We start from the raw sequence: 23,557 nt of genomic DNA, 5'->3' as shown, positions 1-23,557 counted from the left end.
TCATTTCATATGCACATGCTTTCACATGTACAATTCCGCCTGGCATAGCGGCATCACTTGTTATTTGGCGATGAGAACTCACCCATGGATTCCGCTTTTTTGGAAGGAAAAAGGGCGTTCCACAAGTATCGTTTCATATATATTTTATTATTTGACAAATGGCATTGTCAAGGGAATGCAAACATTAGTAGACTACCATGCAGCTTTCCCTGTAATAACTAGCTCATCCTATCCGTTCATACTAGCCAAAGGTTCAGCAGCCGTTTAGCAACTATTCCTCCCACTGCAACAATTCCTCGTCATCTGAAGCAACGTCATGCTCGGCCGCAGTGAGATGATTGACCACTCGGCGTGTCATATCCCCCGAATATCCGCGTCTCATGAGAAAAGGGTAGGTTTTCCTTTTTTTCTCCATTATATCACCACGTATCTGATTCCATTTCTTACGTCCGACCGTCAAAGCGCTCTCCCACTCCTCATTATCGGTGATCTCACCTAACGCTTCGCCAATAGAGGCTTTAGAGATGCCCTTCTGACGAAGTTCTTGCCTAACCCACATCTTCCCCTTACGTTGGCTAGTTATGCGCTGCCTTGCCCATTGGCGGGCGTATAAATCATCATCTACGAGTTGTTCCCTTTGCAGTCGAACCATTACTTCGTCAATAACAGACTGATCCAGTTCTTTTTGTAACAAACGTTGGGCAATTTCCTGACGTGTGCGAGGCTTTCGCCCCAAATAGCGAAGCGCAAGTACATAAGCCTGTTGCTTTTCATCTGCCAGAACGATATCTTCCAGTTCTTTTTTATCAAATGACGTTCCTTTGAACATATTGTACTTGATCATTACATCTTCTAATACAGACAGCGAATACGGACCAAAATGAATGATATACCTTCCACGTTTGCGTCCCTGTCCCTGCTCTACCCTAGTAATCATCAATTCCTCATGATCCGGAAAAAGAGAAATCCCTTGTTGCTTATTTGCTTCCGAAGTGTGTTCATCTTCATCGTCCAACTGCAATATATTTCCCTCACTTTGAAATTCACGAAAGCAGCCTTTGAACACCTGCTACGCAAAGTTAGATTCCGCTGACAAAGCAGACTTTAAGTTGATGCAAAAATGCCCTGCACAACTGTGCAGGGCATCAGGATCATGCTATTCAAACGGACGGTGCCATAACCCTGGCCCCAGTTCACAAACCAGGATTCACCAAGCTTTATTCAAGCTCCAACAATTCCTGTTCTTCCTTCGCTTGCTGTGCCAACTCTTCTTCTGTAGGCGGAGCAACCGTCGTAATCAAATTGCTGGCCACCCGAATTTTTTGTTCGATCGTACTAGCAATATTCGGATTTTCCTTCAAAAATTGTTTAGCATTCTCACGTCCCTGACCAAGGCGCTCACCTTCGTAGGAATACCAGGCTCCGCTCTTGTCGACAATGTCATGCTCCGTACCGATATCGATCAAGCTACCTTCTTTGGAAATACCCTCACCGTACATAATATCCACCTCAGCCTGACGGAAAGGAGGGGCAACTTTGTTCTTCACGACTTTAATACGTGTGCGGTTACCCACAATGTCGTTACCCATTTTCAAACTTTCAATACGACGAACATCCAAACGTACCGTAGAGTAAAACTTCAAGGCACGTCCACCTGGTGTTGTTTCAGGGTTACCGAACATAACACCTACTTTTTCACGTAGCTGGTTAATAAAAATAGCAATGGTTTTCGACTTATTAATAGCTCCAGAAAGCTTACGCAATGCCTGAGACATCAAACGTGCTTGAAGACCAACGTGGGAATCTCCCATTTCGCCTTCAATCTCTGCCTTGGGCACAAGTGCCGCTACGGAGTCAACAACTACAATGTCTACTGCTCCACTACGTACAAGGGCTTCGGCAATCTCAAGCGCCTGCTCTCCTGTATCTGGTTGCGATAGTAACAACTCATCAATATTGACACCCAGCTTGCTTGCATACGACGGATCAAGCGCATGCTCGGCGTCGATAAAGGCGGCTTGTCCGCCTGTTTTTTGCACCTCTGCGATAGCGTGAAGAGCTACTGTCGTTTTACCGGATGATTCCGGTCCGTATATTTCAATAACCCGGCCTCTTGGAAAGCCGCCCGTTCCTAACGCAATATCCAAAGCAATCGAACCACTGGGGATCGTTTCCACTTGCATATGGGTAGACTCACCCAACTTCATAATGGAACCTTTACCAAATTGCTTTTCTATTTGACGGAGCGCCATATCCAGCGCAGCACGACGATCTGACAATAAACTCACATCCTTCATTGTTTGTACTTTAATAATACCTTGTTTTGACACGCTTGCCAAGCATTTTTTCGAACATACATTCGTTTTTTTTATTCGTACAACTCTCTTCTATAATTACACCTGTCTCTTAAAACAAAAAAAGAACCGCTGGCAAAAGGCTTTGCAACGGTTCTTCCGATAAGATGATTATACCATGAATATCTATCTAAAACAACTCTACGAGTCACACTGTACATAGATGTTTAAGAGAGTTTCTCGTTCTCTACCAGCCTGCGCCACAATCTGTACAGGATTGCTTTGACTGATCGCAGTCGGATTGTTTCACGGTTGCCACTCAGTTTCAGTTCATGTACTTCCGTTTCCTTGTCGCGTTCAGCAATGCCAATATACACTAGACCGACTGGCTTCCGTTCGGAATACCCAGGCCCGGCTACACCGGTAACTGAAAGTCCAAAATCGCTATCCATGATCATTCTCGCCTGCTCTGCAAGCACAAGGGCTACTTCCTTACTCACTGCGCCTGGCGCATGGTCCCCTTCCAAATAATCATAAGGCACGTTGAGTAACTTCATCTTCATTTCATTGGAATAGCACACGATGCCACCTTGAAACATAGCAGCACTGCCAGGTATAGAAGTAATCTGTTCCATCAGCATTCCACCTGTACAGCTTTCTGCCGCACTCACCGTGAGTTCGCGTTTGGCCATTAGATCTACGATAACCTTCTCCAGCGCAACATCCTCGCTTGCATACATATACTCCGAAAGACGCTGCTGAATTTCTACTTCCGTAGCTGTCAGCTTAATTAATGCTTCACTTTCGCTGGCCGCCTTGGTGGATATACGGATCGTGACTTCCCCTTCCTTGGCATAAGGGGCAATCGTGGGATCTGTCTGGGATTGGATTAGATCTAACAAATGGGTTTCAAGAGCTGACTCACCGATCCCTGCAAATTTTAGCATTTTCGAATAAATTGGCATTTCCTCACCGCTCAATGCCTGCTGAAGCAACCAAGGTTTCGCCTGGTTTGCAAACATGGGTTTGAGTTCCTTAGGCGGTCCAGGCAAAACTACATAAAATTTACCGTCCTGTGCAATCGCGTCGCCCACAGCTAGCCCTGTCTCATTTTCAAGCGGAGTAGCACCTTCAATAGAAAGCGCCTGCCGGCGGTTATTCTCGGTCATTTCTACCCCACGGTTACGGAAAAATTGATCTAGCTTGTCCATTGCAAGACGATCTATGTGCAATTTCCGCCCCAATACAGCCGCTATCGCCTCTTTCGTCAAATCATCCTGAGTCGGCCCCAGACCGCCGGAAAACAAAATAATATCCGCACGCTTCTGAGCAATTCTTATCGCTTCCTGAAGCCGATTTATGTTATCGCCAACCACAGTCTGAAAATATACATCGATTCCAATTGTAGCCAGCTCTTGTGACAAATATTGAGCATTTGTATTCACTATTTGTCCGAGCAATAACTCTGTTCCTACTGCAATTATTTCAGCTTTCATCAATTCTTCCTCCTGTACTGCGAATATTATGGGAATTATATAAAGAAACAGCAATAAGTTTAGTCCCTATTGCTGTTTCCATAAAATTTATCCTGTTAAACTTTGGAGGAGCTCAGCAAATGGATATTTTTCACGAAATAATCAATACCCGAATAAATGGTGATCAACACTGCTGCCCATATCGCTATTAAATCAAACGGTATACCAAGAAAAACAAACGGGAAATTATTAATGAGCAGCGCTACAATAGCAACGATCTGGATGATCGTCTTTAATTTGCCCCAATTGCTTGCAGCAACCACAGACCCATCCAGTAAGGCAATCTGACGCAGCCCCGTAACCGCAAACTCACGGCTAACAATCACAACGACAATCCATGAATCAATTTTCCCCATTTCTACCAAGGAAACCAAAATAGCGGTTACCAAAAGCTTATCAGCAAGGGGGTCCAACAGCTTGCCCAAATTGGTGACCATATTATTTTTACGTGCCAAATATCCGTCAAGACCATCCGTGCTGGCTGCTACAAGGAAAATGATAGCCGCAATCAGCTGATTATACGGCAGCTTGAAAGCTCCGATCTCAATCGGCGGCGGATAAAAATCAAAGTCCACCAGCAAAGCCAGCATCATTACCGGGATAAGGCAAATCCGCGTTATTGTAATTCTGTTGGGTAAATTCACAACACACTCTCCCCTGATTATCGTACTTGATTACAAATGGCAGTTTACGGATTAAATTCAATCCTATGTAAATCGCTTTCGATGAGCGCTATACACCTGAATTGTCTGCATTTTCGTTACAAGTATAATATGGCGCAAAACGCATGTCAAAATAACCTGCCGCACATCAAGCAACGTTTTTTCCTACAAAATATATGAGGGAAAACGGCTTTATTTCATGTTTGTAAATTGAAGCTCCAATGGCAAATCAGCTTTACGTAGCAATTGAATAATCGCCTGTAAATCATCCCTGTTTTTTCCGGTCACTCGGATTTGATCACCTTGAATCTGACTTTTGACTTTTAGCTTGGAGTCCCGAATAAGAATATTAATTTTCTTGGCATTATCCTGATCGATTCCCTGCTTAAGCGAAAGACGCTGACGCACTGAACCTAGAGAAGCGGGTTCCAATTTGCCATACTCCACATTTTTAAGGGACAGACCTCGTTTGGCCATTTTAGATTGCAAAATATCAATCACCGCATTCAGCTTGTACTCGTCTTCCGATGCAATCGTAAGAGCTTCTTTCTCAAGCTTGAGGCTACTTTTGCTATCCTTGAAATCAAATCGTGTTTCAATTTCACGCTCCGTCTGATGAACCGCATTTGTTAACTCCTGCATATCCATTTTGGAGACGATATCAAATGAATTTTCTGAAGCCATCGTTTCACTTTCCTTTCCACAACAAAGTTCAATATCTAATTATAGGCTAGTCATTTACAAAAATCCAATAATCGGTTGACTAAAAAGGCGTTTTTGCCAGTTTTCCTGACAAAAACGCCTTTATTTCAATTATGGTCAAAATATCTAATTATGGCTTCGTGTTGGAGTTCGGAACATATCCAAAAGTCCAAGCACAATGTGAGCAAGACCAAAGCCCAGTATGCCATAGCCCCATGCATTCGGTGTCAGATAATAGCCCAGTAAACTGACAATGATACCGAGCCCAGTCACAATCCAGCTGACGGTCATAACGTATACACCTCACTTTTCGGAAAATGAAATGACTGCCTTTCCAGGAATTACAGTCATTAGTATTTCCTTGCACCAAGGCGTTTATTCACCATCAGTAGTTGTAGAATCTGTACCACTTTGTGTTGAATCCGTACTGCTACCTGTCATAGAATCTGCAGGTGAACCCGTCACTCCTGCACTCGTTCCGGTCGAAGAAGCTTCTCCTTGCTGGATCAGTACACGTGTAGTCGATTTATTGTCTGTTATCGGTTGACCTGCTACGGAAATATCTGTGGCAGAAGACCGTCCTGATTTGATATATAAACCTTCCGGTCCAATATCGAAAGACATGGCATCTCCACTTTTAGTCATACCGTAGCTCAGCTTTTCTCCACGGGAATTTTGTCCCTTGTACACTTCAAGCCAGCTTTCACCCGTAGCTTTAATATCAACCTTGGCTGTGGCTCCCGTTGCACTGGAAACTTTGAAAATCGTCGTCTTGCCTTGCTTGCCGTCCTGTGCCACAGTTACACCTTGTTGTGGTGTAGTCGTATCCGGCTGCTGTCCAGTATCTGGAGTAGTAGCATCCGTATTCCCCGTACCATCTGGCTGAGTTTGTCCGGTTTGCCCCGCATCAGGAGTCTTCCCACCAGCACCATTTGGAGCCGTCGTTTGACCATTGTTCGGCTGTGTCGTAGTGGTATCAGGAGTAGACGTGCTTGGCGTTGTACTTGGTGTTGTAATCGGCGTTGTGTTTTCTGCTGTTTTTGGAGTTGAATGGTTGTTGCTCACCCAATAAGCATAAATAACCCCAACAATGAGAACTAGAAAAAGCCACATTAACGCTGTAGGCAACCATTTAAGATTACCAATCGTGGCGGGACGGCTGGAGCGTTTCTGTGTAACAGGCTCCATGACTGCTTCCGGCTCAGGTTCAGGCACATTGCTTTGATGCCCTTCCAGAATCTCATCGGGGTTTAACCCGACCGTTTCAGCGTATGTTTTAATAAAAGCTCTGACATAAAAGCTTCCCGGCAGCACTTTGTAATCGCCCGTCTCAATGGCTTCCAGATAACGTTTGCGTATCTTCGTCATTTCCTGAACATCGTCAAGGCTCAATCCTTTTTGCAGCCGGGCCTCCTTTAATTGCTGACCCAGTTCTGACATGTCATCATCTCCTTGTATAATTACGCTTATTTAAAGATCTTCTGTATAACTGGCTGTAAAGGTATCATAAATAATTTCCTCAGCCGGATTATTGCGAAGTTCAATAATGATATTGAAATCTTCAAAGCTGTATCCTGATTCACGTACAAATACATCAGGATGCTCAATCACTTTAGTACTTGGCATGCTCATGATTTCCTGAAGCAGGTGATAATGTCTTTCATTTGACCGAATTGTACTGACAATACCATCAATAATAAACACATTGTTTGGGTTCATTTCTTCTTCAGAGAGCTGACTGCGCACCGTCTGTCGTAGTAACGTTGAAGACACAAAAGTCCAACGCTTCATTGCGCATACACTACTGGCAATAATGGATTCCGTTTTGCCCACACGCGGCATCCCGCGAAGACCGATCACCTGATTGCCGTCCCTCTTTAATACTTCACCCAAAAAATCGACCAGCAACCCAAGCTCATCGCGTGTAAAGCGAAATGTTTTACGATCATCTGAATCCCGATCGATGTAACGGCCGTGTCTTACTGCCAATATATCAACCAGTCTCGGAGCACGTAAGGCCGTGACTGTAATGTTACTCGCTTTTTTTAACGTGTCTCCGAGAATGCGTATTTTCTCGTCATCGTCCGTTTCAAGCAACATCCCCCGTCTTTCGCCTTCAACACCGTTGATTGTCAGTATATTAACCCCCAGAATACCAAGCATGGAAGCAATGTCTCCCAGCAGTCCGGGTCGATTTTTATGTATCTTGTACTCCATGTACCACTGTTTCGTTTCTTCCGTCACGTTAGCACCTCATTCACATTCAAACCGTCAACAACTCCAAATCAAAGCATTATTGTATCATAAAATAACATCTTTCGACAAAACCAATTATTGAAATTCGATAGGCTACATTGTGTTGTAAGCCTCAATCACGTTTATGATATATAAATTACAATGGAATTACAAGAACAGCTCTGTAACCATTACAGAAAAGCCCCCATAAGGGAGCTTTTCATGTTGGTTCCTACTTATGCGTTGCTCTTAGCCAATTTAACCATTAGCCGGGCGATGGTGTGACGCTCGTCCTCATCGGCAACTCCCCACAGTTCTTTCAGTGCGCGGTTGGAGTGGTTGGCTGGATCGACCTTCTCATCCAGAAAATCACCGATTTCATAAGCAAGCTCTGAAATGGTATCTTGGCTGATTCCCAGCTTCTCCGCTTGCTCTACACGCTGACCAAGGAACTTTTTCCAAACATCAAAATTCTGAACAACTGTTGACATACTTAAATCCTCCTTAGATGATTCAGATTTAAAATCAACAGTTATAATATGCTCTTCTCAGACGCTTACTATACTGGTGGATTCCTCCAAGCGCTATCCCTTAAGTCACCCATCCTCCATTAGGACTTATGACCTGGCCATTAATATAACCTGACTCAGGAAGCGCAAGAAAATAAACCAGGGACGATATTTCATCAGGTCGAGCCAAACGTCCGGCAGGAATTTCTTCTTCCAAACTGGTAATTTCGCCTTTATCCAAATGATCCAGCATCGACGTATCCACTGCACCTGGAGCTACAGCATTCACTGTCACCCCGGAAGGTGCTACCTCTTGAGCCAGCGCTTTAGTGAAAGCGTTAATGCCTCCCTTGGTGGTGGAATACAACACCTCGCACGATGCGCCACATATCCCCCACACGGAGGAAACATTCACAATGCGGCCATAGCGTTGGGAAATCATATGTGGCATAAAAACCTGCGTGCACAGAAAGGTTCCCTTAACATTGACGGCCATCACTTCGTCCCATTCCTCTTCCGAAACATCTGTCAACAGCCCATAATGAGATAATCCGGCGTTGTTCACAAGAATATCCGGCTTCATCCCGTGATTATCCAGCTTTTCCCGCATGCGTTCGATCTGCTCCTTGCTCCGCAGATCCGCTGACACGGTCATTACCTTGCCTGAATAAGCCATGCAACGACGGGCAACTTCATTTGCTTTTTCATGGGACTTCATGTAGTGAATGACAACATTCATCCCTACAGCTGCAAAACGCTCAGCAATAGCCGCACCAATTCCGCCACTGGCTCCTGTAATCAGCACGGTTGTATCGCCAATTGCTTTTAATTCTCCGCCCTCGGTGGTCATTGTTTCCCTCTCCCTGGACATTACGGACTCACCACTAGTGATATTGCGAGTTGATCCCACTGGATATGGTCTTTTAGACGGCGATTTACATCCTCAAGCGTGATACTTTCATAAATAGGGAGCAGTTGGAAAAAATCGCTGCCCCGGAAGCGATGTCTTGTAAATTCATGTGCAATATTTTCTGGTGAATTGAGTGTACGCAGATAACCACCGATTTTCTTTTTGCGTGCCCGTTCAAAATGTTCTGCCGCAAAGCCCTGCTTCTGAATGGACTCCACCTCTTCACGTATTCTCGTCAACAGCCGATCCGGGTCTTTGGTATCCCCGCCGATTGCAGAGAATGCATATTGCTGCGTACTATTGTACTCATGACCAAAACTGTCCGAAATCAGATCCTCATCGTAGAGCTTTTGATATAGTTGTGTACTGGAACCAAACAGGAGATCAAGCATCAGCTTGGTTTCCAGATCATGACGAAGTAATTCTTCACCCGTTAGGCCTACTTCAGCCTCCTTGAATCCAAACAATAGCTTTGGCAGAGAAACGGCCAGCTTCACCTCACGACGTGGTTCTGCAACTGTAGTGGGTTCATCGTCGAAAATCCGCTCAATCTCTCCCTGCGGCTTATAGTCCTTTTTGGCCTGATTGTTACGTACCAGCTCTATTACTTCAGCTGGATCCACTCCGCCCACTACAAAAAGAATCATATTGCTTGGGTGGTAGAAAGCTTCATAGCAACTGTACAGCGTTTCTTTTGTAATCGTACTGATGGATTGAACAGTACCTGCGATATCTATATGCACCGGATGGACCTTGTACAACGCCTCGATCAGACCAAAGTAACTCCGCCAATCGGGGTTATCTTCATACATATTAATTTCCTGGCCAATAATGCCTTTTTCCTTTTCTACATTTTCATCTGTAAAGTAAGGATGCTGCACAAAATTGACCAGCGTGGTCAAATTTTCTTGAATACGCTCGGTTGCCGAAAACAGATATACAGTTTGATCAAAGCTCGTAAATGCGTTCGCCGATGCCCCATTAGAGGAGAAGGTAGCAAAAATATCGCCTTCAGGCTCTTCAAACATTTTATGCTCCAAAAAATGGGCTATGCCATCCGGCACCTTTACGGGCTGTTGACCTTCGACGCGGAAATGATTATCAACTGAGCCGTATTTAGTTGCAAATGTGGCGTATGTCTTCTGAAAACCTGGTTTGGGCAACACATAAACGTGTAAACCGTTATCCATTACTTCATAGTACAGCGTTTCCTGCAAATGCTCATAAGGTATATGCTCCACCGCTATTCCCCCTTCTGGTCTCTCAAGAAATAAATAGTGTCCAGTCGGAACGTCCGGGCGGCATCCTGAACATCCTGCACCTTGACTGCCTCCACCTGACTCAGCAGCTCATCTACTGTCCGTTCTTTACCGGAAAGCTGTCTGTTAAAATCATAGGCGATCATTTCAAAAGCGGAATCCTGCATCTCCTTTAGCAAGTTGCGAATCATCGCCTGCGTTTGGGTCATTTCCAGCTCAGTAATCGCTCCGTTTTGCGTATCTTCCAGTTGCTTACGGATAATAGTAACCGCTTTTTCATAATTAGGAATTTCAATACCAGATTGAATCGTACCAATACCTTTATGCCCGTCATACCGTGATGAAGCGTAATACGCCAAACTTTCCTTCTCCCTCACATTAACGAACAGCTTTGAATGCGGATACCCGCCCAGAATGCCATTGTACATCAGAGCGGAAGCATAGCGATCGTCTCCATACGTAATAGGGGTGCGCAACCCCATGTTGAGCTTGCCCTGGTTCACATCAAGACGCTCTACAACGGTTTGAACATCACGCTCTACCGACTTGGGCTGTTCAGGAACATACCCTGTTTCCGCTGAACGGTTCAATTGAAAATAGCGATCAACAAACTTCTCAACTTCTTCTAGCGTCGTATCTCCCACAACGTATAAATCCATGCTGGCATGATTCAGCCATTCTCCATAAGCCTTATACAAGCTCTGTGCATCTATACTGTCCAGATCAGATCGTTGACCAAGAGGGTGCAGACGATAAGGCTCATCCTTGCACATTTCCTCCATACAGCGCTCACCAGCGTAACGTATTTTATCGTTAACTATAGATTCCAGCTTCTTACGCACATTTTCTCGTTCCTGCTGGACGTATCCCGTTTGAAATGCACCATTTTCCAATGCAGGCTTCGTTAGCACTTCTCCGAGAAAAGAAAACGAACGATCCAGTAAACTATCTGGACTATTTACAAAGCTGTCATTAATCGTATCCATGCGAAATTGCACGATCTGATAATCTCCACGTTTATACACATCGAAACCGAAACCCGCGCCATACAATTGCTCTAACTGTTCTCTGAATTGTGTAGTCTGCGGATACGATTCTGTACCCCGTCGCAGAACGAAAGGTGCCAGCCCCACTCGAGTTACGGTGTCCTCCCGTAGCGGAGTGCCTACATACAATGATATAGCAAACGTCTTAAAGCGCTTGGTCGGCAGTACATGAATCCTCAGTTGTCTGCGTGTGCCACGCTCGAAACCTGTTTTGTTCAAGTCCAAAACTCCTTTGTGACGTCAATTTGCGTCTAGCCTTTGATTAGCATTAGCTGCTGTGAATCTTCCTCCTGTAAAGAGGTAAAGTGTACCAATCTTTATTCTAACCATGCAAAAGCCAAGAAGCAACCGGAGACAAGCTCCCGGCTGCTTCGGCGTTTTACATGCAGAAAATATGCTCCCCGATGGTTTTCACCTGCGGACGGGACCAAATCCATTTGGAGGTGGCTGTTTTTGGGTTAAAATAATAAAGACATCCTCCGCTTGGGTCCCAGCCGTTTAGGGCTTGGCGTACCGCCTTTTGTGCAGTTTCATTCGGTGTGAGCCAGATTTGGCCGTCTGCTACAGCTGTGAAAGCTCCTGGTTGAAAGATCACTCCAGATGGTGAATTGGGAAAGCTAGGTGACTTGACCCTGTTCAAAATAACAGCCGCAACGGCAACTTGGCCTTCAAACGGCTCGCCACGGGATTCACCGTAGACCGCGTTGGCCATAATTTTAAGATCGTTTTCAGATAGTCCCATGGTGTTGGCCGATCCCATCGTTTCATCATTTTGATCTGCTTTATCGTTATTGTCCGCTGTCTGTCCCTGAGCGGAACCTTGATTGTTACGATGCATAGGAGTTTCCGTTGGCTTCCAGTTAGGAGTAGCATTCACCAGCTTTAATTTCGTCTTTGCTCCGACCACTCCATCGGGACGGATGCCAAATTCCTTTTGAAAACCCTTGACAGCTTTTAGTGTACTGCTGCCAAAATGACTGTCCACTTTCCCGCCAAAAAAGCCCAGCAACTTCAAACGTGATTGCAACTCATATACATCCTGACCGTAAGATCCAAAATCAACCGCTCCCGAGCTGAATGTCGGCTGGGAAGGTTGCGCCGCTTGTACTTTCTGCTGTGTGCTCAGCGGCTCTGCTTGCTGCTGTGCAGAGTCACTTTTAAAAAGTCCTGTGTACGTAATAGCCGAGGCTGCGAGGATACCCGTGCAAATCCAGACCATTGTCTTTTTCATATGCTGCGCTCTACCTTTCTTTTGTGGGATTAACAGGATGGCTACGTTTATTATGACAAGCTCCGCTTAAAGCTATTCACCCTTTTAATCTTCTTTCAGCAGGTAGTCGCCACACCTCAAAAAACATCACAAAAAAACGCTGTTTGTGCACTTGGAGTTGTCATATTAGAACAACCACCATGCGAACAAACAGCGTTTTAATGTAGTGCTGGATAGAGATCATGCTTAGGAACTTACTTTATTTTGCTGATATTGCTCCATTGAGATAAGGACCTCACGGGGCTTGCTGCCCTCGTAAGGGCCGATGACTCCGCGAGCTTCCATGGAGTCAATCAGTCGAGCAGCACGTGTATAACCGATCCGCATACGGCGCTGAAGGAGCGAAACGGAAGCTTGTTTAGCCTCTAAAATGATGTTGACCGCCTGATCGTACAGCTCATCCAGCATTTCATCTGCATCAGCCGATACCTCTTCCACCTCCGGCACTAGCGTTTCATCATACTGCGCTTCACCCTGTTCACGTACGTAGCTAACAATATTTTCGACTTCTTGATCGCTCATGAATGCTCCCTGAACGCGGACTGGTTTGGAAGCACCCATTGGCATGAACAGCATATCACCACGTCCGAGTAGCTTCTCGGCTCCACCCATGTCCAATATGGTACGGGAGTCTACCTGCGAGGAAACGCCGAAGGCAATACGTGAAGGAATATTGGCTTTAATCACCCCGGTAATTACGTCAACCGAAGGTCTTTGCGTTGCAATGATAAGGTGGATGCCTGCTGCACGCGCCATTTGGGCAAGTCGTGCAATCGCATCCTCCACATCTCCCGCAGCTACCATCATTAAATCTGCCAACTCGTCCACAATAACGACGATGTAAGGCAGAAATGCATCCGGGTTATCTTTCATCAGATTATTATAGCCCTCAATATTACGGGTTCCTGATTTGGAAAATAACTCATATCTTTTTTCCATTTCAACTACAATTTTTTTCAATGCAAGTGAGGCTCGCTTTGGATCAGTCACGACCGGAGCCAACAAATGAGGGATTCCGTTGTACACGTTCAACTCCACCATTTTAGGATCGACCATCAAAAATTTGACCTCATCCGGCTTTGCTTTGTACAAAATACTCGTAATGATCCCATTGATACACACTGATTTACCCGAACCTGTTGCCCCAGCTACAAGCAGATGGGGCATCTTGGCCAAATTACCGACAATCGTCTGTCCTGCGATATCACGTCCGAATGCAATAGATAAATTGGAAGCTGACTCCTGGAAAACGGTTGTCTCCATTACCTCACGCATCGTTACAATGGAAACTTCATTATTCGGAACCTCAATTCCGATAGCAGATTTCCCAGGAATCGGAGCCTCCATACGGATATCTTTGGCAGCAAGCGCAAGCGCAATGTCATCCGTCAGACTCACAATGCGGCTGACCTTTACTCCAATGTCCGGCTGAATTTCATAACGCGTTACGGCAGGGCCACGGACAACCTCCAGCACCTTCGCCCGGACACCGAAGCTTTCCAGCGTTGCCTCCAGCTTGCGTGCCGTTTGCATGTAATCCTTTTGTCCCATACCTTTGCCTGCGTTTTGTGGTTTAGCAAGTAAACGAAATGATGGGAGCTTGTACGGTTTAGGCGGCGGCGGAGCCGGAATAGCTGTATGGTTACCTTCAGCCTCTTCGCCTGCCACCCCAGTTGCAATCGTCTGAGCTTGTCCCTGAGCACCTTCTAATGTCCCCTGGATCGCTGTCGAATCATCCATATCCGTATTTGCATTGGCATCCACAAAGTCATCATCCAGGGATTCGTCAATAATGGAAGTTGTCTGCTCTGCTCCTGTCAGGGACTCTCCAAATTCAGCTTCCGGTCTTCTTTCCTCATGCTTTACTTGTTCGAAGAAATCCCTAATAATCGGCGACCTTTTTACCAGAGTTGCAGCTTCCTGCTCAACGTGTTCGACTACGTCAGACATCTCTTCACTCTGGTTGCCGTTTCTCCACTGGGCCTGCGCGTCCTCAGCTTCATATGGAAGATCATGATCATCCTCATCCGTATCGACGGAATGCTCATCCTTGTCCGCTTTATCTGAATTTTTGAGACCAAACAACTGAAAGAAAATCGGCTGTTTGCGTGCAGGAGGCTGCATTTCGTCAAAGTCATCATCCATGTCTTCCTCATAGGCAGGAATGGGGTCAGACTTGATTTTTCTATTTCCACTGCCTTTGCTTGATGCTGAAAGCGGAGTAGCTTTACCAGTCCATTTTTTGCGCACGCTTCCCCCGGCTGTCAGCAGCTTGGTCTTTACAATCCGTACCAAATCCACATAGGACAGTTGGGTCATCAGCATAAAACAAATGACGAACATAACAATCATGATCAGTTTAGCTCCTGTGAGACCAAACAGCCACAACAGAACAGTAAGCTGCAATGCGCCTACGTAGCCCCCGCTGATATCCTTGTTCAGCATTGAGGTATGGCCCTGCTGGTCAGGCGACAGCAACTGCTCACGCATATCTATATGTATCTGGGTCATCACTCCGCCCGGCTGAAGCGCGTTGATCGGCCCCAAACGCTGCTCCATAGATGAAATAGAACTCATAAGTGTAAAGGCAAATACTAACAGGAGCAAACCCGTTTTGCGGGAGTTCCACTGGTTCGGCCACTTGCGGTGAATCATCACCATCAGACCATAATAAATGCCAATGAGAGGGATAACAAAATAGAATTTCCCCAGTACGAGCCCAAACATCTTGGATAGCGACCGACCAACCGCCGCTTCACCCGACAACGCAATGACCGCTAATGTAATCAGCACAATGCCGTAAATTTCAAATTTTAGAACTCCGCCAAATGCGGCTTTCTTTTTTCTTTTTCTTCTTCTGGACATACAAGGTCACCCCCCAGAAGAATATTATACCACGTCACCCGGTATCCGCACATATGTTCTTTTTCAACAGTAAACGACCTATTTCTATACTATTCGACACCTTCTACGACCACTCGATGACTTGACCTGGTCCATAACGCGGATTCAGATAGGCTTCCAGAGGACAGTCCAACAACCGTACAATGATCCCCCGACGACTTTCAAGCGGCTGTACTTGCATAAGTAGACCGTCTACCCGAACCTCTGCAAACTCCTCAGCCTCTTTCCACATCCCTTGCCATACCATTTCCATTGGCATTACAGTATATAGTGTCATTGTGGTAGCTCCCCCCCGCTAGGCTCCCCTGACAGTGTCTCTGTAGGAGTTCCTGTGGCACTAGGAGAAAAAGGAGCATACGGAGCCTGCTGTTGCTGACGCCGCGTTTCAATAATGGTGTTAAGCTGTTTTAAAGCCTCTCCGATGCCTCCAACCGCGTCCATCAATCCATACTTCACTGCATCGGCTCCCCCAACCGCTGTACCAATATCGCGGTTTAACTCACCGGTTTTAAACATTAATTCCTTAAACTGCTCTTCTGTAATACGAGAATGAGAAACGACGAAGCGTACAACACGTTCCTGCATTTTTTCCATGTATTCAAAAGTTTGTGGTACTCCAATAACCAGACCGCTCATACGAATGGGATGAATGGTCATCGTCGCACTCTCCGCAATGTAGGAATAAGTGGAAGACACAGCAATAGGCACACCGATGCTATGCCCCCCACCTATGACAATGGTCACCGTTGGTTTACTCATCGATGCGATCATTTCAGCAATAGCTAGTCCTGCCTCTACATCACCACCAACTGTATTCAGCAAAATCATTAATCCTTCGATGCGAGGATTTTGTTCTGCCGCTACCAACTGGGGAATAATGTGCTCATATTTTGTCGTTTTGTTTTGAGGCGGCAAAATGAGATGCCCTTCAATTTGACCGATAATCGTCATGCAAAAAATATTGGACTCGCCTCCAGGCATGGAGGTTTGACCCAGTTGCTGCAAAGCCTCCATAGCAGGTAAAGCGGGTCTTTGCCCAATTTCTGGTTGATCTGGCGCTTCGCTTTCCTCATTGCCAGATGTTAGATTGCTGTATTGTTCCATATGGGTGATCTTCCTTTCGCTTTACGCATCTATATGACCCGTATTCACCCTATAGTATGGGATAGAAATGGAATATTTTATACCCACCCCCATGCCTTTCCTTGTCCCAGGAAATCAAAAAAGCCTCTCCTCCCGCGGAAACCGTCCAATATTTCCTGCGGGAAGAGAGGCGACTGTGTGCCTGTGACTTAAGTTTTTAATTCAGGTTTTTGAACAAATTCCAATTGAATCACACTTCCATTATAATTGGCAGGATCATCGGTCTCCGACGAGTTTGCTCATACAAGAAGCGACCTAGTGCATCCTTGACATTTGTCTTGAGGGAAGCCCATTCATTTACATTTTCACTCATGAGCTTATGCAGTGTACTTGAGACAATACGATTCGCTTCATCCAGCAAACCTTCCGATTCACGGACATATACGAAACCTCGGGAAATGATATCTGGTCCCGATTTAATCGTTCCGTCTTGCTTGCTCAGCGTAACAACAACCACCAAAATACCGTCCTGTGACAGCAATTTGCGGTCGCGCAATACGATATTTCCTACATCCCCTACGCCTAGTCCATCGATCAGTACGTTACCTGCTGTAACTTTGCCAGCTCTGCGTGCTCCACCATTCTGAATTTCAATGACTTCACCGATATCCGTGATAAAGATATTTTCAGGCTCAATACCTACGCCTTCAGCAAGAAGAGCGTGACGACGTTGCATTCTGAACTCACCATGAATTGGCAAGAAGAACTTTGGTTTCATCAGATTTAGCATCAGCTTGAGTTCTTCCTGGCTTCCGTGTCCAGAAACGTGGATACCTGGATTAGCTGCGCTGTAATATACATTGGCACCCAGACGGAACAGCTCATCAATTGTGCGTCCAACGTATTTTTCATTACCTGGTACTGGAGTAGCTGCGATGATGACTGAATCCCCTGGAAGAATGTCAACCTTTCGATGTGTGGAACGAGCCATTCTTGTCAAAGCTGACATCGGTTCACCCTGACTACCTGTGCAGAGAATAACTACACGATCCGCTGACATTTTGCCAACTTCTTCAGGCTCAATCAGCATTCCATCTGGAATTTCCAAATAGCCCAAGTCCGAAGCAATACCTACGACATTAACCATGCTTCGACCAATAACTGTTACTTTACGTCCCGTTGCTTCAGCAGCATTAATTACCTGTTGAATACGATGTACGTTAGAAGCAAAAGTAGCTACGACCACACGCTGTCTCGACTTGCGGAAAATGTCTTCCAGGACAATACCAACGCTCTTTTCCGAAGGTGTAAAGCCCGGTTTTTCGGCATTCGTACTGTCTGACAAAAGAGCCAGTACGCCACGTGTGCCAATTTCAGCCATACGCTGCAAATCTGCATATTGTCCGTTGACCGGAGTATGGTCAAATTTGAAGTCACCTGTATGAACAACAGCGCCTTCAGGAGTATCAATACATACACCTACAGAATCTGGAATACTATGGTTGGTTCTGAAGAATGTTGCTTTCAGTGTGGAACCCAGCTTGATTTCAGAATCAGCATTGATCAAAATACGTTTGGTTTCACCAAGCAGATTCGCTTCCTTCAGCTTGTTTTCCACCAATCCCAGCGTCAATTTGGTACCATATACTGGTACATTCAAATGTTTCAACACGTAAGGCAAACCGCCGATATGGTCCTCGTGACCATGAGTCAGCACAATGCCTCTTACTTTGTCGCGGTTCTCTGTAAGGTAGGAAATATCAGGAATAACGATATCAATGCCCAGCATGTCCTCTTCCGGGAATTTCAAACCGGAATCCACCACGACAATGTCATTGCCGTATTGAACGACATACATATTTTTCCCGATTTCACCGACGCCGCCCAAAGCGAAAATCATCAATTTATCGTTGTTTGTTTTTTTAGACAAATGAATCTAAACCTCCTATGGTAGTTGGACGTCGTACCTTGATTTGTTTATTTAATTTTCAAAAAAATACCGCACCCAGTCACTTGACCCCATTATACATGATTAAAATACGAAAAAACAAGTCATCCTGTTCGTTACGCTAGGTTTCCCATTGCCGTCTGAAACCATTAGTATCTGTCATTTTGTCTACATACATGGTTAAAAGCACAGCAAAAAGGGCGTCCTATAAGAACGCCCTTCACGCTGGGAACCTTGTCAGACAATAAACCCTATCGGTTTTGTACCTACCGACTGCCCTTAACAAGGATACTCCTTAGTATTAATTAACATCTTACATTCCTATTTCTCTTTAGCGGGTAAATAATTTCTTAATAAATTCCGCTTCATCCTGAGTTGGAGGAATGAGCGGCAACCGAACCGAACCTACCTTAACCCCCCGTAATTCCAATGCATATTTTACTGCCACCGGATTAGGCAGAGGATGAGGACAGCCAAACAAACCCTTGAAAATCGGGAACAACTGCTGATGCAACTTTGCTGCCTCCTGCGAGTGTCCTCCTACAAGTGAATCGATCATCTGCTTCATTTCAGCACCTACCACATGACTCGCTACGCTGATAATACCATAAGCACCTACAGCCATAGCAGGCAACCCAGAAGCATCATCCCCGGAATAAACCAGAAAACCTTCTGGCGCTGCCGCTGCAATCTGTGTGACCTGCGCAAGTGATGCACATTCTTTAGTTCCCACAATATTCGGAATTTGTGCAAGGCGCAGTGTTGTTTCAGCTGTTAGACTCGCTCCAGTACGACTTGGAACATTATACAGTATAGCTGGGAGGGATGTGGAGTTCGCAATACTTTCGAAATGCTGATACATCCCTTCCTGATTCGGTTTATTATAATATGGCACTACCAGTAGAACACCATCTGCTCCTGCCTGCTCCGCGGCACGGGTTAGATGAATGGAGTGACGCGTATTGTTGCTTCCAGTCCCGGCAATAATTTTACATCGTCCAGCTGCTTTTTCTACAACAAATGCAAACAACTTGATTTTTTCATCATCGCTCAGGGTAGGAGACTCCCCTGTTGTTCCAGATACAACAAGTGACTCTGAGTGCTGTTCTTCTATTAAGTAATCAATCAACGAGGACAATGCAGTCCAGTCAATCTCTCCTTGCTTATCAAAAGGTGTCACCATTGCGGTAATCAATCTGCCGAAGTTCACCATGCTGCCTCCTTTTTGCAAGTCCGAGCACGGACAATGCGCCTATTGATGGAGTTCAAATTTATTATGCAATGCGCGTACAGCCTGCACCATATCTTCTTTTTTAACAAGTACCCAGATCGTCGTGTTGGAATCTGCGGATTGAAGGATCTGTACGTCTGATTCTGCCAATGCCTCCACAATCGTCGCCATAATGCCTGGTACCCCGTTGATACCACCGCCTATGACAGAAACTTTAGCACACCCGGCCAGTATCTTAGGTTCTAGACCCAAACCGTTCAATACTTCAACCGCTTTGCTTCCATCATGATCGAACACAGTATAAACTGCCCCCGATGGCGTTACGTTAATAAAGTCAACGCTAATTCCATGTTCAGCCATAGATTTGAATACTTGTAATTGCAAGTGCTCCAAACCCGGCTTTAATTCAACATTAATCTGAGTGACATTGCCGACATACGCAATACCGGTCACGAAACGGTCTACAATGTCTGCCTGCACGTCTTTGAAGCCTTCCGGGTGGGTAACTAACGTACCTTCTCCTTCGGAGAAGGTAGAGCGAACACGGACCGGGATATTAGCCTGCATAGCGATTTCAACAGCACGAGGATGGATAACCTTTGCTCCCTGATGAGCCATATTACAAATCTCCGTATAGCTAACATGTGTAAGTGGCTTTGCGTTTTCCACAATGCGCGGATCGGCAGTCAATATACCATTCACATCCGTATAAATATCAACCATATCCGCATGTAGAGCAGCACCCAGAGCAGTAGCTGACGTATCGCTGCCTCCCCGACCCAAGGTAGTCATATCACCGTCTGCTGTTTGTCCCTGAAAACCTGTCACAATGACAACTCTACCTAGGTTCAACTCTTCAACAACACGGTCTGGCTTTATATCCAAAATACGAGCATTGCCGTATTGATCATCCGTAATAAAGCCCGCCTGTGCCCCAGTTAGCACCGTAGCAGGAATACCTTCCTTCTCCATCAGGCTGCATAATGTAGCAGCAGAAATGATTTCACCACAGCACAGAAGTAAATCCCGTTCGCGCTTCGGAAGACTGTCGCCGTTAGACGCCGCCCAATCCAGCAGCGTGTCGGTGGCATAAGGCTCTCCTTTTCTCCCCATGGCCGACACAACAACAACCAATTGAAGATTTTGTTCCAACTCCCGCTTCACATGTGCCAGCACAAGTTGACGTGCTTCAGGTGTGGACAGCGAGGTTCCCCCAAATTTCTGCACCAAAATACCCATTATTCTTCCCCCATATCGGAACGTTACTCCGCGTTTGCAGCAATAATTTCCGCGATTTGCACCGCGTTCCATGCTGCTCCTTTGAGCAGGTTGTCGGATACGACCCACAAATTCAATCCACGGCTATTGCCCAAATCACGGCGTACACGCCCCACAAATACGTCAGGTTTTCCTGCAGCATCAGATGCCAGTGGATAAAGCTGAGCAGCAGGATCGTCCACCAGCGTTACTCCCGGTGCCGAAGCCAGCAGATTGCGGATTTCTTCTAAATCATAATCTTTTTTAAGTTCTACATATACAGATTCCGAGTGACCGTATACAACAGGAATACGCACACACGTTGCTGTTACGTCCACAGATTCGTCACCCAGTATTTTTTTCGTTTCACGTACCATTTTCATTTCTTCCAGTGTATAACCATTGTCCTGGAATTTATCGATTTGCGGGATAGCATTAAAAGCAATCTGATGCTTTACTGGCAACGAGCCTACTGGCAACAGATCAGGCTGGACTTCATCACCGTTCAGAATCGCTGCGCTTTGACGATTCAATTCATCAATAGCTCGGCTTCCAGCGCCGGAAACGGCCTGGTATGTGGATACAATGATACGAGAGATGCCATACTGATCATATAATGGTTTCAAAGCAGCTACCATCTGAATGGTGGAGCAGTTCGGGTTCGCAATAATTCCTTGATGCTCGGCAATTTTGTCGCTGTTCACCTCAGGCACTACAAGAGGAGCTGTCGGATCCATTCGGAATGCGTTGGTGTTGTCAATGCAAACTGCCCCATGACGAACAGCATGCGGCGCCAATTCCTTACTTACGTCTCCACCTGCACTAAACAAAGCAATGTCGATTCCTTCAAAGCTGTCGGGGGTAGCAATCTCTACTGGAATTTGCTGACCTTTAAAGCTAATTAACGTGCCGGCAGAACGAGGCGAAGAAAGAAATTTGATTTTGTCCACAGGAAAATCCCGTTTTTCCAGCAGATTTACGATCTGTTCTCCTACAGCGCCTGTCGCTCCAACGACAGCTACATTAAACTTTCTATTGCTCATCTAGTGTATCTCCCCTTCTCGACTAAAAAACCATTTTTTATTCTGAAAGCATCCACCGCCAACAAGAAATTAGACCCGATACAATATCGAATCATCTTCTAGGCGAGGGATGCTCAGCAGTTAACTATAATACTTCATAGGGTCTTGCGTTCCACAATCATCGGCTGAAGCTGTTTGCCCTGCAATGCTTCATAAGCAGCCTCCGGAATCAACTCCATGTTAGCTACAAGCGAGTTCGGCTTTTTAACTGGATTGTCCTGTCCGAACGGCACAAAAAAGATATTTTTGGCTACGAGTAATTTGGCGATATTGGCAGCATTTAGACCCAGTCCATCATTAGTAGATATAGCTAAAAGAAGTGGACGACCGTTGCGCAATTGCGCCTTGGCAGCCATCAAAACTGGACTGTCTGTCATTGCATTCGCTAATTTACTCATCGAATTCCCCGTCAAAGGTGCAATCACCAGCACATCGAGTATTTGGGAGGGACCCAGTGGCTCAGCCTCGACAATTGTAGAAATGATATCATTCCCTGTTATATCTTTCAACTGTTTTTGCCAACTTTGCGAAGTACCAAAGCGAGTATCCGTTGTTAGTACTGTATTGGATATAATAGGAACGACCTTCGCACCCTCATCAACAAAGCGCTGTATAACAGGCATTACCTCTTCAAATGTGCAATGTGAGCCTGTAATTGCATAACCTACTGTTTTCCCTTGCCAACTCATTGTGCATCCCCCCGATCAGGATTATCTTCCATTAACAACTGCACCAGCGTATTCGCTATAATGGCACCAGCAGTTTTGGGAGCAACTATACCGGGAAGACCAGGGGCAAGCATAGCCTTGATTCCACGCTTTTCCGCATAACGGAAATCACATCCGCCTGGGGCGGAAGCAAGATCTATAATCACGGTGCTCAATGGCAATTTAGACAGGATTTGCGCTGTGATAATCATAGAGGGTATCGTATTAAAAATCAAGTCAACTCCCTTTGTCTCATGCGACAAATCCCTTGTCATAAAAGGCTTCCAACCCATTTCCACGGCTCTTGCTGCATCCTCTGCCCGCCGTACTCCAACCTTCACTCTGGCTCCCAACCCCTGTAGTGCCCTTGCCATGGTAAATCCAGTCCGTCCCATGCCTAGAACCATACAATCTGCACCGTGAATCGTAAAATCAGTATGCTGAATGGCCATCATCAGTGCGCCTTCGGCCGTAGGTATAGAGTTGTATATGGCCACATCATCTCTCTCCAGCAGCTCTACCAGCTTTAACTCATGTCTGGTACAAATTTCTTTTAAGTACGTCCGCGCCATCCCTGTATATACAACGCAATGCGGTGGAAGAGCAGCAGCATGTTCATTCAGAAACTGGAGCTTCTGTGCTCCGAAAAGTGCATTTACGTTGCCTTCCTCATCGCATCCCACCACCGGCAAAATCAGTGCGTCTGACGATTCCAGCAGCTTGACAGACATTGGTTCTAGTGTCACTCCTTTGAGTGGTACTTCAAGCTTGTCAAAACCGACCACACTGACGGTAGCATCCATGTCCACACATTTGCGGATTACCTCAAGCTGCCTCGCATCGCCACCCAAAACAACGACGCGTATTCCTGTTAGCATCCGGATCACTCCTTTCCGAGACACGATATGCTTTTAGTCTATGCG

22 protein-coding genes are annotated in these 23,557 nt (G+C 45.7%); all 22 read right to left on the bottom strand.

Going from position 1 to position 23,557, the window contains the following annotated elements:
• Positions 1–271: 271 nt before the first annotated feature.
• Positions 272–1,021, bottom strand: coding sequence for a regulatory protein RecX (locus tag ACWGXJ_RS10490; RefSeq protein ID WP_452566685.1), 750 nt, complete (start codon positions 1,019–1,021; stop codon positions 272–274).
• 196 nt (positions 1,022–1,217) lie between these two features.
• Entirely contained in the window at positions 1,218–2,279 is a 1,062-nt protein-coding gene (gene recA / locus ACWGXJ_RS10485) for a recombinase RecA (RefSeq protein ID WP_023988239.1), read from the bottom strand.
• A gap of 242 nt (positions 2,280–2,521) precedes the next feature.
• Positions 2,522–3,790 carry a competence/damage-inducible protein A gene (locus tag ACWGXJ_RS10480; protein WP_322159335.1) on the bottom strand — a complete coding sequence of 423 codons (1,269 nt, stop codon included), beginning with the start codon at positions 3,788–3,790 and terminating at the stop codon, positions 2,522–2,524.
• A 95-nt stretch (positions 3,791–3,885) separates the two neighbouring features.
• Positions 3,886–4,473 (bottom strand): CDP-diacylglycerol--glycerol-3-phosphate 3-phosphatidyltransferase, encoded by a 588-nt coding sequence (gene pgsA / locus ACWGXJ_RS10475; RefSeq protein WP_013309954.1) that lies wholly within the window; start codon positions 4,471–4,473, stop codon positions 3,886–3,888.
• Positions 4,474–4,683: 210 nt separating this feature from the next.
• On the bottom strand, positions 4,684–5,175 hold the full coding sequence (locus tag ACWGXJ_RS10470) for a YajQ family cyclic di-GMP-binding protein (RefSeq protein ID WP_013309953.1): 492 nt from the start codon (positions 5,173–5,175) through the stop codon (positions 4,684–4,686).
• A 144-nt stretch (positions 5,176–5,319) separates the two neighbouring features.
• Positions 5,320–5,484: a hypothetical protein gene (locus tag ACWGXJ_RS10465; RefSeq protein ID WP_023988236.1), complete on the bottom strand. Its 165-nt coding sequence runs from the start codon at positions 5,482–5,484 to the stop codon at positions 5,320–5,322.
• Between the two features lie 84 nt (positions 5,485–5,568).
• Complete coding sequence (locus ACWGXJ_RS10460; protein ID WP_452566684.1) at positions 5,569–6,633, bottom strand: helix-turn-helix domain-containing protein; 1,065 nt, start codon at positions 6,631–6,633, stop codon at positions 5,569–5,571.
• Positions 6,634–6,663: 30 nt separating this feature from the next.
• Positions 6,664–7,437, bottom strand: a complete 774-nt coding sequence (locus tag ACWGXJ_RS10455) for a DUF3388 domain-containing protein (protein ID WP_452566683.1) — start codon at positions 7,435–7,437, stop codon at positions 6,664–6,666.
• 227 nt (positions 7,438–7,664) lie between these two features.
• The gene (locus tag ACWGXJ_RS10450; RefSeq protein ID WP_013309950.1) at positions 7,665–7,919 is read right to left on the bottom strand and encodes a DUF3243 domain-containing protein; all 255 of its coding nucleotides are present in this window, start codon (positions 7,917–7,919) and stop codon (positions 7,665–7,667) included.
• A gap of 100 nt (positions 7,920–8,019) precedes the next feature.
• Positions 8,020–8,787, bottom strand: coding sequence for an elongation factor P 5-aminopentanone reductase (gene ymfI / locus ACWGXJ_RS10445; RefSeq protein WP_061829423.1), 768 nt, complete (start codon positions 8,785–8,787; stop codon positions 8,020–8,022).
• 20 nt (positions 8,788–8,807) lie between these two features.
• Positions 8,808–10,088, bottom strand: coding sequence for an EF-P 5-aminopentanol modification-associated protein YfmH (gene yfmH / locus ACWGXJ_RS10440; RefSeq protein WP_250261589.1), 1,281 nt, complete (start codon positions 10,086–10,088; stop codon positions 8,808–8,810).
• Positions 10,089–10,090: 2 nt separating this feature from the next.
• The gene (gene yfmF, locus ACWGXJ_RS10435) at positions 10,091–11,371 is read right to left on the bottom strand and encodes an EF-P 5-aminopentanol modification-associated protein YfmF (protein ID WP_235308144.1); all 1,281 of its coding nucleotides are present in this window, start codon (positions 11,369–11,371) and stop codon (positions 10,091–10,093) included.
• Between the two features lie 160 nt (positions 11,372–11,531).
• Complete coding sequence (sleB, locus tag ACWGXJ_RS10430; RefSeq protein ID WP_103047848.1) at positions 11,532–12,383, bottom strand: spore cortex-lytic enzyme; 852 nt, start codon at positions 12,381–12,383, stop codon at positions 11,532–11,534.
• Positions 12,384–12,608: 225 nt separating this feature from the next.
• Complete coding sequence (locus ACWGXJ_RS10425) at positions 12,609–15,287, bottom strand: DNA translocase FtsK 4TM domain-containing protein (protein WP_452566682.1); 2,679 nt, start codon at positions 15,285–15,287, stop codon at positions 12,609–12,611.
• A 103-nt stretch (positions 15,288–15,390) separates the two neighbouring features.
• On the bottom strand, positions 15,391–15,603 hold the full coding sequence (locus ACWGXJ_RS10420) for a YlzJ-like family protein (protein WP_061829428.1): 213 nt from the start codon (positions 15,601–15,603) through the stop codon (positions 15,391–15,393).
• Positions 15,600–16,430, bottom strand: coding sequence for a ClpP family protease (locus tag ACWGXJ_RS10415; protein WP_452566681.1), 831 nt, complete (start codon positions 16,428–16,430; stop codon positions 15,600–15,602). The genes ACWGXJ_RS10420 and ACWGXJ_RS10415 overlap by 4 nt, the downstream gene beginning before the upstream one ends.
• A gap of 229 nt (positions 16,431–16,659) precedes the next feature.
• Complete coding sequence (locus ACWGXJ_RS10410; RefSeq protein ID WP_013309942.1) at positions 16,660–18,339, bottom strand: ribonuclease J; 1,680 nt, start codon at positions 18,337–18,339, stop codon at positions 16,660–16,662.
• 349 nt (positions 18,340–18,688) lie between these two features.
• The gene (gene dapA, locus ACWGXJ_RS10405; protein WP_250261592.1) at positions 18,689–19,570 is read right to left on the bottom strand and encodes a 4-hydroxy-tetrahydrodipicolinate synthase; all 882 of its coding nucleotides are present in this window, start codon (positions 19,568–19,570) and stop codon (positions 18,689–18,691) included.
• 39 nt (positions 19,571–19,609) lie between these two features.
• Entirely contained in the window at positions 19,610–20,827 is a 1,218-nt protein-coding gene (gene dapG / locus ACWGXJ_RS10400; protein WP_250261593.1) for an aspartate kinase, read from the bottom strand.
• 23 nt (positions 20,828–20,850) lie between these two features.
• Entirely contained in the window at positions 20,851–21,888 is a 1,038-nt protein-coding gene (locus ACWGXJ_RS10395) for an aspartate-semialdehyde dehydrogenase (protein WP_165175626.1), read from the bottom strand.
• 134 nt (positions 21,889–22,022) lie between these two features.
• Positions 22,023–22,616, bottom strand: coding sequence for a dipicolinate synthase subunit B (locus tag ACWGXJ_RS10390; protein ID WP_250261594.1), 594 nt, complete (start codon positions 22,614–22,616; stop codon positions 22,023–22,025).
• The gene (gene dpsA / locus ACWGXJ_RS10385) at positions 22,613–23,512 is read right to left on the bottom strand and encodes a dipicolinate synthase subunit DpsA (protein WP_061829433.1); all 900 of its coding nucleotides are present in this window, start codon (positions 23,510–23,512) and stop codon (positions 22,613–22,615) included. The genes ACWGXJ_RS10390 and dpsA overlap by 4 nt, the downstream gene beginning before the upstream one ends.
• Positions 23,513–23,557 lie beyond the last annotated feature (45 nt).

Source organism: Paenibacillus sp. S33 (assembly GCF_053615415.1).
Note: the sequence above shows the minus strand (reverse complement) of the source record. Positions and strands in the feature narration are given on the sequence as shown.

What these genes read in the sequence shown, in the direction of transcription:
- ACWGXJ_RS10480 (WP_322159335.1), bottom strand. Translation starts at nt 3,790, where the DNA reads ATGAAAGCTGAAATAATTGCAGTAGGAACAGAGTTATTGCTCGGACAA.
- ACWGXJ_RS10470 (WP_013309953.1), bottom strand. Translation starts at nt 5,175, where the DNA reads ATGGCTTCAGAAAATTCATTTGATATCGTCTCCAAAATGGATATGCAG.
- ACWGXJ_RS10465 (WP_023988236.1), bottom strand. Translation starts at nt 5,484, where the DNA reads ATGACCGTCAGCTGGATTGTGACTGGGCTCGGTATCATTGTCAGTTTA.
- ACWGXJ_RS10460 (WP_452566684.1), bottom strand. Translation starts at nt 6,633, where the DNA reads ATGTCAGAACTGGGTCAGCAATTAAAGGAGGCCCGGCTGCAAAAAGGA.
- ACWGXJ_RS10450 (WP_013309950.1), bottom strand. Translation starts at nt 7,919, where the DNA reads ATGTCAACAGTTGTTCAGAATTTTGATGTTTGGAAAAAGTTCCTTGGT.
- ymfI (WP_061829423.1), bottom strand. Translation starts at nt 8,787, where the DNA reads ATGACCACCGAGGGCGGAGAATTAAAAGCAATTGGCGATACAACCGTG.
- sleB (WP_103047848.1), bottom strand. Translation starts at nt 12,383, where the DNA reads ATGAAAAAGACAATGGTCTGGATTTGCACGGGTATCCTCGCAGCCTCG.
- ACWGXJ_RS10425 (WP_452566682.1), bottom strand. Translation starts at nt 15,287, where the DNA reads ATGTCCAGAAGAAGAAAAAGAAAAAAGAAAGCCGCATTTGGCGGAGTT.
- ACWGXJ_RS10420 (WP_061829428.1), bottom strand. Translation starts at nt 15,603, where the DNA reads ATGACACTATATACTGTAATGCCAATGGAAATGGTATGGCAAGGGATG.
- ACWGXJ_RS10415 (WP_452566681.1), bottom strand. Translation starts at nt 16,430, where the DNA reads ATGGAACAATACAGCAATCTAACATCTGGCAATGAGGAAAGCGAAGCG.
- dapA (WP_250261592.1), bottom strand. Translation starts at nt 19,570, where the DNA reads ATGGTGAACTTCGGCAGATTGATTACCGCAATGGTGACACCTTTTGAT.
- dapG (WP_250261593.1), bottom strand. Translation starts at nt 20,827, where the DNA reads ATGGGTATTTTGGTGCAGAAATTTGGGGGAACCTCGCTGTCCACACCT.
- ACWGXJ_RS10395 (WP_165175626.1), bottom strand. Translation starts at nt 21,888, where the DNA reads ATGAGCAATAGAAAGTTTAATGTAGCTGTCGTTGGAGCGACAGGCGCT.
- ACWGXJ_RS10390 (WP_250261594.1), bottom strand. Translation starts at nt 22,616, where the DNA reads ATGAGTTGGCAAGGGAAAACAGTAGGTTATGCAATTACAGGCTCACAT.
- dpsA (WP_061829433.1), bottom strand. Translation starts at nt 23,512, where the DNA reads ATGCTAACAGGAATACGCGTCGTTGTTTTGGGTGGCGATGCGAGGCAG.